Raw genomic sequence first — 16,750 nt, forward strand, 5'->3', positions numbered from 1 at the left:
ATTTTTGTCTACTCAGAATAATCTCAACCATGCAAGGAGGGAAAGACATGGTGCTTTTTAATAGAAAAGGAAAAACGACTTCAGATATTATTTTCGATTGTATGATTCTTGTATTTTGTGTGTTTATCTTTTTAATCATTGCTTATCCATTGTACTTTGTGGTTATAGCCTCTGTTAGTGATTCTACTTTGGTATCGACTGGTAAGGTTCTTCTATATCCAAAAGGATTCAGCCTTTTCGGATATACAGAGATTTTTAAAGATACAAGAATCTGGGTGGGTTATAAAAATACCATTATATACACACTTCTTGGTACTTTTGTCAATTTGTTGTTTACGCTGCCTGCAGCCTATGTTTTATCAAGACAGGAATTTAAAGCAAGACGGTTTTTAATGTTTGTGTTTGTTTTTACGATGTTTTTTAATGGGGGATTAATTCCTACTTATCTATTAATGAAAGACTTACATCTTACCAATAATATGTGGGTTTTTATTGTTCCATTTTCCGTCAATGTGTTCAATTTGATTATTACAAGGACATTTTTTGAAAGCTCGCTGCCGAAAGAATTGTTTGAGGCTGCACAAATGGATGGCTGTACACATTTTCAATTTTTCGGAAAAGTGGCGCTTCCATTATCAAAAGCAGTAATTTCGGTTGTTGGTCTTTATTACTTAGTAGGGCACTGGAATGACTTCTTTACAGGACTAATTTACATTCGAGACTATAGTTTACAGCCATTGCAAATTGTTTTAAGAGACATTCTTATTTCGAATCAAGTGTTTGCTGAAGGAGCAGGATCCGGAGGTGCTGCAGGCGGTTATGCACAGAAATATGCCGATCAGATTAAATATGGTGTCATCATCGTGTCCACCTTGCCAATCTTACTTGTTTATCCATTTATTCAGAAATACTTTGAAAAGGGCGTCATGATTGGGTCTGTAAAGGGATGATATGAGTTGTTTCAAATAAGCAAATGATTATAGAAAGGAGAAGTACATGAGCATAACAGAAGCCGCAAATAGACTGAATAGTTTTAGTTACCAACATGTATCGCTAAAAAATAGTCATTGGAAGAAACAACAGGATGAAACCATCGAATTATATTTAGGGATAAAAAATGATGATTTACTCCATTACTTTCGAAAACGAGCGGGGTTACCATCCACTGCTCATGGACTTTCTGGGTGGTATGGGACAAATGCTAACACGTTTGGTCAAAAGCTAGGGGCCTATGCTAAACTCTATCGAGTTTCTGGAGATTATCGGTTAAAAGAAAAAGCCATAACCTTAGCAGAAGAATGGATTAAATGTGCCGAGGCATCACCACGGACATACGAATGTGATACGTATGTTTATGATAAGTTAATGGGCGGTTTCTTAGACATATATGAATTTCTTTCCTTTACAAAAATCGAAAAATACGTGTCATTATTAACGGATTATGCTGCAGCCCATTTTAAAAGAGATATTAAACGGGATGGTCTTCAAGATGAAGGACTATGGTTAAACCAGATGATTGAATGGTATACGCTTCCGGAAAATCTCTATCGTGCTTACCAATTAACAAAGAATGAAAAGTATAAAGCATTCGCGAGTGAATGGGATTATGAGTATCTATGGGACAAATTGAATAACCGGGATTTTCAGATTGGACCGCGCCATGCATACAGTCAGGTAAATAGTCTTTCTAGTGCAGCTCGTGCCTATGAGGTGACGGGGGATGAAAAATATCTATCTGCAATGAAAATTGCCTATGATGAAATTACAGCCCATCATATGTTTGCAACCGGTGGTTACGGACCTGCAGAATGTTTATTCACCGAAAAAGAAGGTTATTTAGGGGATTCCCTTAAATCTACCTGGGATAACACGCTTCATGATCCAATGTATATCAATTTTGCCGGCAGCGAAGTACCTAGAAATGATACATGGGGAAGCTGCGAAATTTCTTGCTGTGCATGGGCAGTGTTTAAATATTGTAACTATTTGCTTCAATTTACTGGTGATGCGAAGTATGGTGATTGGGTAGAAAAGATGCTATACAACGGTACCGGTGGACAACTGCCGATTACTCCTGAAGGCAAAGTAATGTATTATGCCAATTATTTTATAGACGGAGGAGTTAAAACAGTAGAAGACAGGAGAATGCAAGAAGACGGTCAAAACTTTGAGTGGCAATGTTGTACGGGAACATTTCCTCAAGACGTGGCAGAATACTCTAATATGCTTTATTACTTTGACCAAGAAAGTATTTACATTAGCCAGTATTTACCCTCAAACGTGGAGTGGAAAAAGGATGATATTGGAGTCAGGTTAGAAAACTATTCTTTGTTTCCAGAGGAAAGCCCGATTAAATTTCGAATTTCAGCTGAACATGCTTTAGACTTCAATGTCAAAATGAGAATCCCAGCCTGGGCAACAGGATGCAACACGCTTAAAGTGAATGGTGAATTTGTCGATATTGAACTAATCCCAAATACTTGGGCGACTGTAAACAGGGTCTGGGATGAAGGGGACACGATTGAATTAGACCTGCCCTTTTCACTTTATTTCAAACCGGTGGACGAGCAAAATCAAGATATCGTTGCATTAAATTACGGTCCTTTAGTTTTAGTAGCAGATAAGATGACGTTATTGGCTGGTGATGTGAATCGACCGTCTGAATGGATTCTTCCGGTTGAAAATCAGCCTTTTACTTTTATCACAGATGCAGGACATGTATCTGGTTATGATTTTTTAACGAGAACCTTTACTCCTTATTACAAAATAGGAGAAATGGAATGGTACTATATGTACAATCGTATTAAATCAAACGGCAGCGTCAACTCATGATGAACATATAGCTATCGATTATATCGATAGCTATAAAAATATTATCTATTAAAAATTTAGAGTTGTCTCTTTTTTATGAAGCATGACTTACATTTTATCTGAAGGAGAATACATAATGGAAAAAGTTACATTATTGGATGGTATTTTTAAAGAGTCTCAAGAAAAGGGTAAGGAGTACTTAATTTATTTAGATGTTGATCGGTTGATGGCCCCCTGTTATGAAGCAGCCTCACAGACTCCTAAAAAACCTCGTTACGGGGGATGGGAATCTACGCCTATAAGTGGGCATTCTATTGGACATTGGCTTTCAGCCGCTTCCACCATGTATTCGGTTACGAGAGATGAAGAATTAAGACATAAAATTGATTATGCGGTTAATGAACTAGCCTATGTACAAAGCATTGATAAGAGTGGATATGTCAGCGGCTTTCCTCGTACCTATTTTGATAAGGTTTTTACAGGGGATTTTGAGGTGGAGAATTTTAGTCTGGCTGGTGGATGGGTCCCTTGGTACAGTATCCATAAAATCTATGCGGGGCTGATTGATGTTTATAATTTAACCGGTAATGAGAGGGCATTGGAGGTTGTTACAAGGCTCGCAGATTGGGCAAAAAAAGGGACAGATAACCTCAATGATGAGCAGTTCCAAAGAATGCTTATTTGTGAACATGGTGGTATGAATGAAGCAATGGCCGACCTCTATACCATTACTAAGAATGAAGATTATTTAAAGCTTGCGATTAGGTTTTGCCACAAGGCTATCTTGAACCCGCTTGCAAGAGGCGTAGATGAACTTGAAGGGAAGCATGCCAACACACAAATTCCAAAAGTAATTGGGGCAGCTAAGCTCTATGATATTACTGGAAATGAAGTCTACAAGAACATGGCTGTATTCTTCTGGAATGAAGTAACAAAAAACCGTTCTTATATTATAGGCGGCAATAGTATTGGCGAGCATTTTGGTCCTATTAATAAGGAATCATTAGGCATCACAACGGCAGAGACTTGTAATACCTACAATATGTTGAAATTAACGGAGCACTTATTTGATTGGAATCATAACAGTGAATATCTAGATTACTATGAAAGGGCACTTTACAATCATATTCTTGCCTCTCAAGATCCTGAATCAGGCATGAAGACCTATTTTGTGTCTACACAGCCAGGCCATTTTAAAATTTATTGTTCTCCTGACAATTCCTTCTGGTGCTGTACCGGGACAGGAATGGAAAATCCTGCTCGTTATACAAGAAATATTTATTATCTGGAAAATGATCATTTGTTTGTTAATCTTTTTATCGCTTCTGAACTCGTCAGCGGAGATAAGAAAATAAAACTAAAACAAGAAACAGATTTCCCAAGGTCAAATAAAGTGCAAGTATGTTTTGAGGAAGCAGAGGCTGCCTATTTAACTGTCCATATCCGAGTTCCGAATTGGGTAAATGGGGACCTAGCCGTCTTTGTTAATGGGATTCAAACAGACGCGGTTCTAAAAAATGGTTATTTACTAATTGGAAGATCCTGGAGTACTGGGGATACGATTGAATTTACAATCCCTATGGAACTTTATACATATACAAGCAAAGATAATCCGACAAAAGTAGGTTTTATGTATGGTCCTATTGTTTTAGCAGGAGCGCTTGGTAAGGAGAATTTCCCAGAGAGTGATATCTTAGAAGATCACTTAAAGTTCAATAACTATCCACTTATTGATGTCCCAAGTCTCGTAGCTGACAAAGAAAATTTGACTAACTGGATTAAGCCTGTTGAGGGAGAGCTCTTAACGTTTGAAACAAAAGAAGTCGGGCAGCCTGGAAATAGAAAGGTAACCCTTATTCCATTTTACAGTCTGCATCACCAGCGTTATACATTATATTGGAATCTACTAGATGAAGAAGCCTATAAAACGTTTGTGGATAAAGAAAAAGAAGAACTTGAAAGGTTAAGAGCGATTACCGTTGATGTAGTCCAACCAGGTGAACAGCAGCCTGAGGTCGAACATGGAATTGAAAGCAGCAACTCTAACACCGGCTATTTTAATGTGGTAGAAAGATCATGGCGTGACAGCCGTGGTGAAGGGTTCTTTAGTTATAAGATGCAGGTAGAGCCAGAAAAGCAAATGTATCTGCAAATCACTTATTTTGGCGGCGACAAGACACTTTTCGCAGATGGAAAAAGATATGAGCGTGACTTTGAAATTCTAGTTGATGAGCAATTGATTGCAACTCAAAAACTAGAAGGGAAAAATCCCGATGGTCTTTTGGATGTGTGTTATGAGATTCCACTCCTTATAACAGAAGGAAAACAAAAGGTTGAAGTCAAATTTCAATCAAGAGAAGGAAAGGCGGCAGGAGGGGTATACGGTATTAGAATCGTAAACTCTCAATTATCTTAATTAATCAGCAAGGCTGCTTGGGATGCCGAAGACCAATATCCGTTTGGACTAGATATTCTTGCCGGCGCCTTTCTCAAAAATAACAAAGCAGCAAATAGTGGAGGAACTCACTATGCGAGTAACAATAAAAGATTTAGCGAAATATTGTGGTGTTTCACCAGGTACTGTGGATCGAGCATTAAATAATCGGCCCGGTATCAAATTGAAAACTAAAAAGAGTATTTTAGAGGCTGCCAGATTATTAAACTACCGCCCTGATTTAACAGCAAGGAGTCTGGTAAAAGGTAGAACGATGACGTTAGGAATTGTCCTATTTGATCTATATAATCGGTCATTTGCTCAGCTTTTAAATGCTGTTGAGTTGAAAGCAAGAGAGCTTGGCTATCATCTCTATATTGCCTTAACGGACAAGAATTCAGATAACGAAAAGCAATGTCTTGAATATTTAGTCAATCATAAGGTCGATGGCATTATTTTATTTACTGTCAACCAAGGCAAGGAGTTTGAAGAATATCTACAAGGTTTTTCGATACCAATTATTACTATATTCAACTTTTTATCCGACAAATGGGATTATATAGGGATTCGGGAAAGATCATCGATGAGGGATGTGGCAAATTATATTGTGAATCGAGGATATAAGAATTTCGTTTATATTTGTCCTCCCCTAAAATACCTTGGAAAATCAAATATGTATACTCAGGAAGAAAGATTAAAAGGATTTTTAGAAGGGTTAACTATGAAAGGGATTGTCGAACCACCATTAATAATAAAGCATAATGATTATCTAGAAGAACTGGAAGAGATTGACTTTATTAAAAATAACAAGACAGCTATAGTTTGTTCTTGTGACTTGTATGCACTAGAAGTGATGAATTATTTAAAGGCGAAAGGACTAGAAATCCCCAAGGATGTTGGGTTAATGGGTTTTGATAATATTGATGTACTAAAATACATTACCCCCAAGTTAACAACTGTAGAATATCCTGTAGAATGTATCGGGTTTAAGGCAGCTGAAAGTTTGGTTCACAAAATCGAACATGGTCAATTTACAACTGAGAGTTCCACATTACTGGATTATCAAATTATTATAGGACAATCAATTTAATCCTTTGCACTACGTTGATTAAAAACCTTTAATAGAATTGGGTGAAAGAAATGAATATAATCGATAGTAGATTTTACGCAGTAGTTGATCGGCTATCCAATCTCTTTATATTAAATACCTTTTGGATTCTTTCTTGCCTTCCTATTGTCACCATCGTACCTGCAACAGCAGCAATGTTTAGTGTTGTACGGCAATGGCAATTACATCAAGATACAAGTGTAGTCAGAAATTACTTCCGTTATCTGAAAGAAAACTTTAATCAAAGTTTTATCATAGGTCTAATCTGGACGGCAGTTTCAGTACTATTATACTTCAATTATTTTTACTTGAACCAAGACCAATCAGGAGCAAAATACATAATATTGATACCTTTGCTCATGATAAGCTTATTATTTACAGGGACGACTGCCTATTTGTTTCCAGTTATGTCTCATTATGAAATTACATGGAAACATGCAATTAAAAGTTCCTTTTTTATGGCGATTGCAAACTTCCCAATCACCTTGTCTATTCTTGGGGTGTTTGCCTTACTTGTAGTCATTTTGATGTATCTGCCTGCGTTTACGTTAATTCTATTTAGTATAGGTGCCTATATTAATTTTTCCCTGTGTAATCGTGTCTTTCAAAAAATGGAGCTGTCTGGTGTTAAGAAGAAACCGTCTGCAATAAATAAATAAATAATAGATAGCACATATTCTGAAAATAGAAGCATTCGTCAATTTGCGAATGCTTCTATTCATTTGGATTTAAACCTGGGGCCATACTCTTGTCCTTTTCATTTGCATTATAGTAAAATTTAAAAGTATAGGACGAAGGTGTTAATAGGTGAATTGAGATAAAAGGAGTAACAATATGGCAAATAAGAAGAACAATCAAAAAAGTGGAAGTAATTCATCAGCGAAGTTTACCTTTTGGGTAATTGGATTAGTGGTAGTCTGTATTGCGGCATTTATATTTTTAGGGAATCATAACAAAAAACAAGAGACGACCACAGCAAATAAGATTGATTATTCCAACCAGCCCTTTTTAGGGGAAAAGGCAGCACCCGTGTCGATACTCGAATTTGGCGATTATAAGTGTCCTAACTGCAAAAACTTTGCAACGAATGTGGTACCTGTTATTGAAAAAGAGTTGGTTGACACAGGAAAAGCTAAATTCTATTTTATGAATGATTCCTTTATTAATACAGATTCGGTTCGCTCAGCCAAATTTGCTGAATCAGTCTTCAAGGAATTAGGAAATGAAACATTTTGGAAGTTTCATGAACTCCTATATAAAAAACAACCAACAGAATCTAAATATGAGAAGATGGATGTTTTTACGGAAGAATTCTTAACGAATACGTTAAAAGAAATTGTCGGCGATCAAGAAGTGGATAAGGTTGTGAAAAACTTCCAATCAAAAGACAGTGAGGCTGCTTGGAACAAGGATATGGCATACGCTGAAAAATTAGGTGTTACCGGTACTCCAACCATTTTTGTGAACGGGGAGATGTTTGAAGGTCAAACCATTGATGACCTGAAGAAAATGGTCGATAAAGCAGCAAAGGGGAACCCTAATGAATAAGCCTTTGCTGCTCTCATGGGTTGCTGCTATCATCGCGACACTTGGCAGTCTTTACTTCAGTGAGGTCATGCACTTTATCCCATGTACGCTCTGCTGGTATCAACGCATCTTTATGTATCCGTTAACGATTATTCTAGGCGTTGCCTTCTATCGTAATGATCAGGGGATTTATCGGTATGTCCTCCCTTTATCAATCATTGGGATGCTGATTTCCGGATACCATACCCTATTGCAGAAGCTCCCGTACTTACAGCAATTCGAAATGTGTACAACCGGTGTGCCATGTTCCAAGGACTATATTAACTGGCTCGGGTTTATAACCATTCCGTTGTTAGCATTTATTGCTTTTACAATTATTACAGTCAGTTTACTCATTATGTCGCGCCGCCCAAAAGCTTAATACAACAAAAAAAGGAGTGAAAAAACTAGACGTTTTTTCGCTCCTTTTGTCTTACCTCAGTTCATCTTAACAATCGTGTTATTTAGAATTAGTACATCCAAGATGCACCGACGATGATTAAAAGAATGAACAATACAACGATTAAAGCGAAGCTGTTATTGTTTCCCATAGTTATCCACCTCCTTTGCTGCTTTATTATAAGTTATGAAGGAGCATGGAAAATTGAAATGGACAAGTGCTTAGAATATAAAAAAATTCAAAAATAGGTGCTTTGATTAGGGAGTCCTGTGAAAGCATTGCAGGACATCAGGCAGGAAAAACAAGGAAAATAGTATTGGCTGTATGGGGACAGGTGCATTAATCGCTGGTTCACAGATCAACATGCAAAATGAGACAGCAGGACTGATTATGATAGTGGGCGGCGGGTTATTTACCCTGTTACAGGCTGGTAAAAGACCATCTCCACGGCGAAGAAGGGCGCATCAAAGATCGCCTTTTATCGATAAAAACAATTAACAATTTCTGCAGCAATAAAAAAAGTCTAAGAGGCTGACCCAAAAGGTGGTTGATGAAAATTTTTGCACACTCTGTTGATTGGAGCGGAAGGCGCGAAGACTACTGCGGGAGTACGGGTCCGGGGAAAGCGAAGCGCCTAGAGAGGAAATCAACAGACTATTTTAAAATATAAGAAAGAAGGTGCCCCTCAAAGTTATACTTTTGGGACACCTTCTTATTACTTTACAGGGATTTTCCAAGGAATGCTGACAGCATCCATACATGTTTTTCTAATCCGGAATGAATAGCCAGAAGCATATCTCCGGTTGTTTCGTCATTTACTTCCTCTGAAAGGCTCATGCCTTCCTTTAGTTCTCCAATGACAATCGAGAAGTCATTGATAACCGATTGAACCATTTCATCTGCGGTTTCACTGCCTGATGCTTCACGGATCGAAGAAAGTTCTAGACATTCTTTCATCGTTGCGACCGGATTTCCTCCAATAGCCAGTAACCGCTCTGCTAGTTCATCAACATGAAGGCCTGCTTCATTATAGAACTCTTCAAATTTAGCATGCAGGGTAAAAAACTGACCGCCTTTTACGTACCAATGATAGTTATGTAACTTCATATACAGAACAGACCAATTTGCAATTTGCTTATTAAGTACACTAACTAACTGACTTTCCATGATTGAAAATCCTCCTTCAAATTAGCTTCTATCTTATTATTACCAAAGAATTGAAAGGAAATCCTGCTGAATTCAAGGAATTTGATGGCAATTTGGTGAAGAATTCAATCCAAAATGCCTTCTCTGTGAGTATTTAAGTGTAAGGTGGATTGTTACAGCGTTGAAACCTTTTGTAAAAATAGAACAATATTTTTCCTTCAAATGATATTCATGGAAATTGTAAGCGAATGGATAATTTTAACTAATGCTAGTTTAGTTGTTTGATAGCAATGGCTAAGAGCCTTAAATGTGAATTACTAAATTTTGGACGATGAATAGATATATTACATCTGATAGCCTAGTAGTAGACAAACGAACGACTACTAGGAGGTAATATATATGAAAAAGTTAAAAAAACTAATAGTAGCCGCTGGATTAATGTTTTCAATTTCAGCATTTACTTTAACCAATCAAACAGAAGCCGCTACAACTACTCACAAAATCCAATATGGAGAAACCTATTGGAAGATAGCAAAGGGGTTCGGTGTACCCGTTAACAGCTTAATGACGACAAATAAATCGGTGCCTCTTTATGCGGGAAGAAATATGTTAATACCAAACTCTCCTTATACGGCAGCAGAGAAAGACTTGATGGCTCGTCTTGTACATGCCGAGGCAGTTGGAGAACCGTATGCAGGGAAAGTCGCAGTTGCGACTGTTATTATTAATAGAGTTCGAAGTGCTGATTTCCCCAATTCAGTAAAGGGTGTCATTTATCAGGTTGCATACGGACATTATGCGTTTACTCCTGTAGAAAACGGACAAATTAATAAGCCTGCTGATGCTGCTTCAAAAAAAGCTGTCAATGAAGCAATTGCTCTAACAGGAAAAGGGAACGGATCTTTATATTTCTACAATCCTAAAACCTCATCAAGCTCTTGGATCTTATCACGTCCTGTAACAGTTACGATCGGAAATCACAGGTTCGCACGATAATTAGTATGTCTAACAAAATAGCTAGTATTCACGAAAAACAGCAAAATTCATTTGAGAATTTTGCTGTTTTTTTATGCAATTGGGATTAGGTTATGCAAAATTACATAGATCATTGTGGAAGAAATGCAACTAGTACGGCAATTTATAAAAAAAGAGAGGTTGGCATAATAATTGCATTATTCAAAATAGTAGGTAATTCATTTATGATAGGGGGAAAATGAACGGCTGATTGTTTGTCTATAAAAGTTTCATGTGCTGAGAAAAAATAAAAACTGCGTCAAATTAATTGATTTTTTGATAATTCATCTGAAATGAAAAGGGGAGTTGGTAAAATTGGAGAATGCTACTCTTAAACGGTCCCTTGGACTATGGGCAATTGTCATGCTTGGACTGGGGTATATGACACCAACGATTGTGTTTGATACATTTGGAATCGTGTCGGACGAGACGAATGGAGTTGTTCCACTTGCGTATCTTGCCGCATTGGTTGTGATGTTATTTACTGCGATTAGTTACGGTAAAATGGTAAGCGTTTTCCCGAGTGCCGGATCAGCTTATACGTACACAAGAGAAACGATGAGCCCGCATCTTGGCTTCCTTGTGGGCTGGGCAGCGTTACTTGATTATATCCTGCTGCCTATGGTCAATGCTTTGATTATTAGAATTTATATGGTATCAGTCTTCCCAAGTGTTCCGGCATGGATTTGGGTTGTCGTTTATGTGGCAATGGTCACAGCACTTAATGCCTGGAGCATGGGGAAAACCTCTAGTTTAAATTCATTGCTGGTCGTATTTGAAGTGGTCTTAATTGCTGCCTTTATTGTGCTAGCCTTCGTTCAACTATCCAAAGGGATGGGGCAGGGGACTTTTTTAACCACCCAACCATTATTCCACTCTAATATCCACCTTGGTGCCGTTTTAACTGGAGCAACCGTGGTTTGTTTCTCCTTTATCGGATTTGACGCGGTAACGATGTATGCAGAGGAAGCGATTGATCAAAAGATCATGACGAAAGCAATTATGTTGACAGTCTTTATCGGCGGGGCAATCTTTTTCGTTTGTAGTTATTTCGCGCAAGCCTTATTCCCAAATGTTTCAGGTTTCAAGGTTACCGACGATACACTGCCGGAGATCGGCTTGTATGTTGGTGGAACTATTTTTAAGCTAATTTTCCTTTCTGGTGCTTTTGCTGCAACCGTAGCATCTGGACTTGCTTCCCATGCTAGTGTATCTAGGCTCTTATATGTTATGGGACGTAACGGTGTGTTGCCGAAAAAAACCTTTGGTTATGTCCATCCAAAATTCCGGACCCCAATTTCTAATGTCATCCTTGTTGGAGTGGTTTCGTTACTGGCCATCGCCCCAAGCTTAGAATTAATTTCTTCCTTTATTAATTTTGGTGCTTTAATTGCTTTTACCTTTGTTAACCTATCCGTAATCGCTCATTTTATCTTCAAACAAAAGAGATATAAAACGACAAAAGATATTTTTTCTTACCTCATCATGCCAATCCTTGGTGCAGGATTAACAGGGATCTTATGGTATAACTTGCAAGCGGATGCTTTAATTGGCGGGCTTGTTTGGATAGGAATTGGAATTGTTTATATGCTCTTCCAGACAAGATTCTTTACGATTAAAATTGCCGATTTAAATCTAGATGAGGCGGAAAGAACCTCTTCCTTATAATATTGAAACAATCGTTAGCCACTAAAAGAATATCCAACCTTAAACGCATTCCATTGTACGAATGCGTTTTCTTATTAAGCCGCAGCTTCTCCAATTATGCAAAACGGAATAATCCAATCAAACCTTCATAAAACCAGCAGGAAAAATTTTAAAAAACCGCAGGATGAACGCTGAAGCGAAGTTGGCACGAAAATTGCTATTAACATAATAACAATAAAAAATGAGGTGTTAAAGTGTCAATCGAATCAATAGGGGTTAAAAAGAATGAGGCAGGTAAGGAAAAGGAGAATTCTTTGATTGAGTTCCAGGAGACGCTTAGAGAAGCGGTTAACATTCTAAATTATCCTGCACAGGTATTTGAATTCTTAAAGAAACCGATGCGCTTTTTAGAGGTAAGTATCCCTGTTCGCATGGATAACGGAAATACGGAAATTTTCCAAGGCTACCGTGCACAGCATAATGATGCACCAGGACCGACAAAAGGCGGGATCCGTTTTCACCCGGACGTGACACCGGAAGAGGTAAAGGCACTAGCAGGCTGGATGAGTTTAAAATGCGGAATAACCGGTCTGCCATACGGTGGTGCGAAAGGTGGAATTGTCTGCGATCCTCGTCATATGAGTTTAGATGAATTAGAACGGCTGAGCAGAGGCTATGTCAGGGCGGTAAGCCAAATGGTTGGGCCGACAAAAGATATTCCCGCACCTGATATGTATACAAATTCCCAAATAATGGCTTGGATGCTAGATGAATATGATCATATTCGTGAATTTGATTCCCCGGGATTTATTACCGGGAAACCAATTGCCTTAGGGGGATCAATTGGAAGGGAAACAGCAACTTCTAAAGGAGTTTTATATACACTTCAAATGGTCTGTGAATTGAAGAAGATGCAATTAAACGACACCCGTATCATTATCCAAGGCTTTGGCAATGTCGGCAGCTATCTTGCGAAGTATCTATATGATTTAGGTGTTAAGGTAATCGGGATTAGTGATGTTTTAGGCGGGTTATATGACGAAAATGGTTTAGATATTCCTTATTTGCTTGAAAGCAGGGACTCGTTTGGAATTGTATCTAATCGATTTAACGACTCGATCACTAACCAGGAATTACTCGAAAAAGATTGTGATATTTTGATCCCAGCCGCAATCTCAGGAGTGATTAACAAATACAATGCTAGTAAATTAAATTGTCAAATTGTCATCGAGGCTGCAAATGGTCCAACAACAAAAGAGGCATTAAAAATCCTGGATAATCGAGAAATTCTTGTAGTCCCAGATATTCTGGCCAACTCAGGGGGTGTGATTGTCTCCTATTTCGAATGGTGTCAAAACAATCAAGGCTATTATTGGACAGATGATTTGGTTGATTCACGTCTAAAGGAAAAAATCACGGCCAGTTTTTTAAATGTCTATAACACGTCAAAAAGATATAGCGTCAATATGAAAATTGCCGCCTATATTGAAGGCATTCAACGGTTAGCGGAATCTTCCAGGCTCAGAGGCTGGCTGAAATATTAATTACCGACTTTGGGGAGGAACTTTTATGAAGATTGAGATCTTATCGGAACAAAAGGAAAACCAACTATTACACTATTTTTGTTTAATTACGAATCATCATCGCTATGATTTAACGATTGGCCACTCGAGTTATTTTTTTGGTAAGGCGATGGTCACCTCGCTCCAGTCAGGAAATATGGTCCTGCTCTGTCAGGAGGATACCCACCAAGACCAGCATTGGGCGGAGCGCCTGGGAATTGAAGAAGAAGATATATCAGAATTGCAGAATTTCTTCAGCCTAGTTTTACAGACACAGCCTTTTCAGGAACAATATATCGAATAGGAGTGAGAGACATGTATTTTGGAGTAGTTCTAAGTCCGTGTAATGGAAAGGTGGAAAAAGTTTCGGTTAAGGATGAAGCAAGAATTTATGAATGGGAAACGTTATTCATGATCAAAACAGAAACAGGTTATGTAGAAACCATCCAAACAAATGTCAGTGGTAAAATCGAATCATTAGAAGTCCAGGAGGGCGATGAAGTGATTCCTGGGATGGTGCTTGCTTTTATAAAAGAAGATTTATTTGTCACCGGCAGTGATTAAATGCTCGAAAAAGGAGATGTGGTTAATTCCACATCTCTTTTTTAGCCGAAACGAAAACAAACTTTCCTTTCAGGCATGTGTGCAACTACGCTTCTGTTTTCGCCTTTTGGGGCTCGCCAATCAATCAGTTTTCAAAGAAAAGTTCTAAATAAAGTGGTAGTATGTTAGTAACAAGGTTAAATAAGGGGGCTTCGTGATGTTTTCCGTGGCAAAAGAAAAGATAAAACCAATTATCTCAATCGCAGTGGATGAAAGTGAGGAAGTCTTTCGCACAACTTTAAATACGCTAAAAGAACCTTTTTTATTTTTTAAAAAGGAAAATCAACTTTTTGCCTATGTACACTTTAGCAATCAGGAACGGGAGTCTGTATCCGTTGAAATCTTACTTAAACAGGCGAAACCGATTGATAGTATCTGTCACCTGAGTGAGAAAATTCCCCTGCCTGTTTTGTTTCAAATTATTGGTGAACCCTTTGCCATTATTAAAGGGGCTGATGGAACACCATCTGGTTACATACTTAGAGAAGATGTTCTCGCCGAGCTGTTTAAACAAGAAAATAAAAGTGTTGATTTACTAAAAATTATTCTTACCTCAATTCCAATGGGGATCTTTGTAGTAGACAAAGAAAAAACAATTATAAATTGTAATGATGCTGGGTTAAAAATGATTAAATCAACAGCAGAAAAAGTGTTGAATTTTCCGGCAGAAACTATTTTTAGCAGCCATCATATTCAGAAAGTCTTTTCAACTGGAAAGACCCTTCTTAACCATCTTGAAATAACGAATGAGATGGGGGTCCTAGTCGATTATAGTCCTATCTTAAACTATGACCATGAAGTGGAAGGAATCATTATTGTAGTTCAAGATCTTCCAATGGTGGAAGAAATGGCAATGGAAATTGAGCATATAAAAGATCTGAATAAAGACTTGAATGCCATCCTGTCGAGTATTTATGATGAAATTCTCGTCGTTAACGCCAAAGGCGAACTAATCCGCTTCAGTGAAAATATCATACACGATTTTTGGAAGGTAGATTTAAAGGAGCTAATTGGTAAAAATATTCTGGAGCTTGAGGACCGGGGCCTGTTTACTCCATCCGTTACCAGGCTGGTTATTGAAAAGAAGAAAAAGGTCTCCGTTGTTCAAGAAACACTAAACGGCAGAAAAATTTTAGCGGTTGGGAATCCTGTCTTTAATGAACAAAATAAACTGGACCGCATTATTGTTGCATCCAGAGATATTACAGAAACAACTAGATTGAAGAGTGAACTGCAGGAAATGAGGGAAATATCAGAAAAGTATAAAAAGGAATTAGATGATTTTAAGACCAAAGATCGTTTTTTGAAAAAGCTCATTTATTGCAGTCCGAAAATGGAAAAAATCATGCATCAGGTTAAAAAAATTGCGGACTTTTCCTCGACTGTCCTTCTTCACGGGGAATCAGGAGTAGGAAAAGAGGTCATTGCTCAGGCCATTCATCAATTAGGCAAACGTTCCGATAAGCCGTTTCTAAAGTTAAATTGTGGAGCGATTCCAGATAATCTGCTCGAAAGTGAATTGTTTGGCTATGCAAAGGGATCTTTCACGGGAGCCGATAAGAACGGTAAGGATGGATATTTTAAACAAGCTGATGGTGGGATTTTATTCCTTGATGAAATCGGCGAGATGCCGCTCCACCTTCAAGTGAAATTGTTACGGATCCTTCAGGAACATGAGGTGATTCCGATTGGAAGTACTATACCGATTAAGGTGGATGTCCAAATTATTGCAGCCACGAATAAAAATCTTGCCAAGATGGTAGAAGAAGGCACCTTCCGTGAAGATTTGTATTATCGATTAAATGTCATACCGTTACATATTCCGCCGCTAAGGGAACGGACCGAGGATATCTCACTTTTAGCATTTCATTTCCTTCAGCTATTAAACGAAAAATACGAACGTAATTATCATCTGACCCCAGATGCGATTAATGTGCTCGAATTTTATTCATGGCCCGGTAATGTTAGGGAATTGCAGAATATTATTGAAAGATTAGTAGTGACTGCTGACCATTCGTCTATTGACGCCGAGTTTGTTAGTCAATTTTTATCACTAGGATATGAACATAAAAAGATGAAGCCTGTGATTACCCGGGTGATCCCTTTACAGGATGCGATTGATTACGTGGAGGAACAGTTAATTGTGATGGCCATGGATCAGTACAAGACCACCACGAAGGCGGCCAAAGCCTTGGGAATTAGCCAATCTTCTGTTAGCCGGAAGTATCAAAAAATTGTAACCGAGAAAAATAGCAAAAAGGAAAACTACTCATCTCTCTAAAGTTTAAGCTGATTCAGAAAATAATCTGAGTCAGCTTTTTTTATGCACATTGAAATAGAGTTATGCAAAATTGAATAACATTAAGCGATAATTTTTGAAGGCTCTGGTAAACAATATTGTTGTTTTTTATAATCTGTTGATTGGAGCGGAAGGCGCTCGACTCCTGCGGGAGTACGGG

At 38.0% G+C, this 16,750-nt stretch carries 16 protein-coding genes; 14 read left to right on the top strand and 2 right to left on the bottom strand.

Going from position 1 to position 16,750, the window contains the following annotated elements; genetic code table 11:
- The first annotated feature begins 101 nt into the window (after window positions 1–101).
- The 7 genes from ACZ9EE_RS22130 to ACZ9EE_RS22160 all read left to right on the top strand — a co-directional run bounded on the left by ACZ9EE_RS22130 (window position 102) and on the right by ACZ9EE_RS22160 (window position 8,301).
- Window positions 102–950 (top strand): carbohydrate ABC transporter permease, encoded by an 849-nt coding sequence (locus ACZ9EE_RS22130; RefSeq protein WP_476033051.1) that lies wholly within the window; start codon window positions 102–104, stop codon window positions 948–950.
- Between the two features lie 46 nt (window positions 951–996).
- Complete coding sequence (locus ACZ9EE_RS22135; protein WP_476030618.1) at window positions 997–2,832, top strand: beta-L-arabinofuranosidase domain-containing protein; 1,836 nt, start codon at window positions 997–999, stop codon at window positions 2,830–2,832.
- Window positions 2,833–2,947: 115 nt separating this feature from the next.
- Window positions 2,948–5,227 carry a beta-L-arabinofuranosidase domain-containing protein gene (locus ACZ9EE_RS22140; protein WP_476030620.1) on the top strand — a complete coding sequence of 760 codons (2,280 nt, stop codon included), beginning with the start codon at window positions 2,948–2,950 and terminating at the stop codon, window positions 5,225–5,227.
- Window positions 5,228–5,339: 112 nt separating this feature from the next.
- The gene (locus ACZ9EE_RS22145) at window positions 5,340–6,335 is read left to right on the top strand and encodes a LacI family DNA-binding transcriptional regulator (protein ID WP_476030622.1); all 996 of its coding nucleotides are present in this window, start codon (window positions 5,340–5,342) and stop codon (window positions 6,333–6,335) included.
- Between the two features lie 50 nt (window positions 6,336–6,385).
- On the top strand, window positions 6,386–7,012 hold the full coding sequence (locus tag ACZ9EE_RS22150) for a YesL family protein (protein WP_476030624.1): 627 nt from the start codon (window positions 6,386–6,388) through the stop codon (window positions 7,010–7,012).
- Window positions 7,013–7,187: 175 nt separating this feature from the next.
- Complete coding sequence (locus ACZ9EE_RS22155) at window positions 7,188–7,901, top strand: DsbA family protein (RefSeq protein WP_476030626.1); 714 nt, start codon at window positions 7,188–7,190, stop codon at window positions 7,899–7,901.
- A complete protein-coding gene (locus ACZ9EE_RS22160; RefSeq protein WP_476030628.1) occupies window positions 7,894–8,301 on the top strand; it encodes a disulfide oxidoreductase in 408 nt (135 codons plus the stop codon). The genes ACZ9EE_RS22155 and ACZ9EE_RS22160 overlap by 8 nt, the downstream gene beginning before the upstream one ends.
- Before the next feature lie 88 nt (window positions 8,302–8,389).
- Here the strand turns inward: ACZ9EE_RS22160 and ACZ9EE_RS22165 are convergent, their stop codons facing one another.
- Window positions 8,390–8,470 (bottom strand): YjcZ family sporulation protein, encoded by an 81-nt coding sequence (locus tag ACZ9EE_RS22165; RefSeq protein WP_476033052.1) that lies wholly within the window; start codon window positions 8,468–8,470, stop codon window positions 8,390–8,392.
- Window positions 8,471–8,643: 173 nt separating this feature from the next.
- Here ACZ9EE_RS22165 and ACZ9EE_RS22170 point away from each other — a divergent pair, with 173 nt between their 5' ends.
- On the top strand, window positions 8,644–8,817 hold the full coding sequence (locus ACZ9EE_RS22170; protein ID WP_476030630.1) for a hypothetical protein: 174 nt from the start codon (window positions 8,644–8,646) through the stop codon (window positions 8,815–8,817).
- Between the two features lie 222 nt (window positions 8,818–9,039).
- Here ACZ9EE_RS22170 and ACZ9EE_RS22175 read toward each other — a convergent pair whose 3' ends face one another.
- A complete protein-coding gene (locus ACZ9EE_RS22175; protein ID WP_476030632.1) occupies window positions 9,040–9,486 on the bottom strand; it encodes a Dps family protein in 447 nt (148 codons plus the stop codon).
- Window positions 9,487–9,864: 378 nt separating this feature from the next.
- Between ACZ9EE_RS22175 and ACZ9EE_RS22180 the strand changes: the two genes are divergently transcribed.
- The 6 genes from ACZ9EE_RS22180 to ACZ9EE_RS22205 all read left to right on the top strand — a co-directional run bounded on the left by ACZ9EE_RS22180 (window position 9,865) and on the right by ACZ9EE_RS22205 (window position 16,572).
- Entirely contained in the window at window positions 9,865–10,461 is a 597-nt protein-coding gene (locus ACZ9EE_RS22180; RefSeq protein WP_476030634.1) for a cell wall hydrolase, read from the top strand.
- A 333-nt stretch (window positions 10,462–10,794) separates the two neighbouring features.
- A complete protein-coding gene (locus ACZ9EE_RS22185; protein WP_476030636.1) occupies window positions 10,795–12,147 on the top strand; it encodes an APC family permease in 1,353 nt (450 codons plus the stop codon).
- 248 nt (window positions 12,148–12,395) lie between these two features.
- The gene (locus ACZ9EE_RS22190) at window positions 12,396–13,670 is read left to right on the top strand and encodes a Glu/Leu/Phe/Val family dehydrogenase (protein WP_476033053.1); all 1,275 of its coding nucleotides are present in this window, start codon (window positions 12,396–12,398) and stop codon (window positions 13,668–13,670) included.
- A gap of 25 nt (window positions 13,671–13,695) precedes the next feature.
- Window positions 13,696–13,992, top strand: coding sequence for an SAV0927 family protein (locus ACZ9EE_RS22195; RefSeq protein ID WP_476030638.1), 297 nt, complete (start codon window positions 13,696–13,698; stop codon window positions 13,990–13,992).
- Window positions 13,993–14,003: 11 nt separating this feature from the next.
- Window positions 14,004–14,252, top strand: coding sequence for a biotin/lipoyl attachment domain-containing protein (locus ACZ9EE_RS22200; RefSeq protein ID WP_476030640.1), 249 nt, complete (start codon window positions 14,004–14,006; stop codon window positions 14,250–14,252).
- A gap of 196 nt (window positions 14,253–14,448) precedes the next feature.
- Window positions 14,449–16,572: a sigma-54 interaction domain-containing protein gene (locus ACZ9EE_RS22205; RefSeq protein ID WP_476030642.1), complete on the top strand. Its 2,124-nt coding sequence runs from the start codon at window positions 14,449–14,451 to the stop codon at window positions 16,570–16,572.
- Window positions 16,573–16,750 lie beyond the last annotated feature (178 nt).

Source organism: Bacillus sp. URHA0034, from assembly GCF_056280405.1.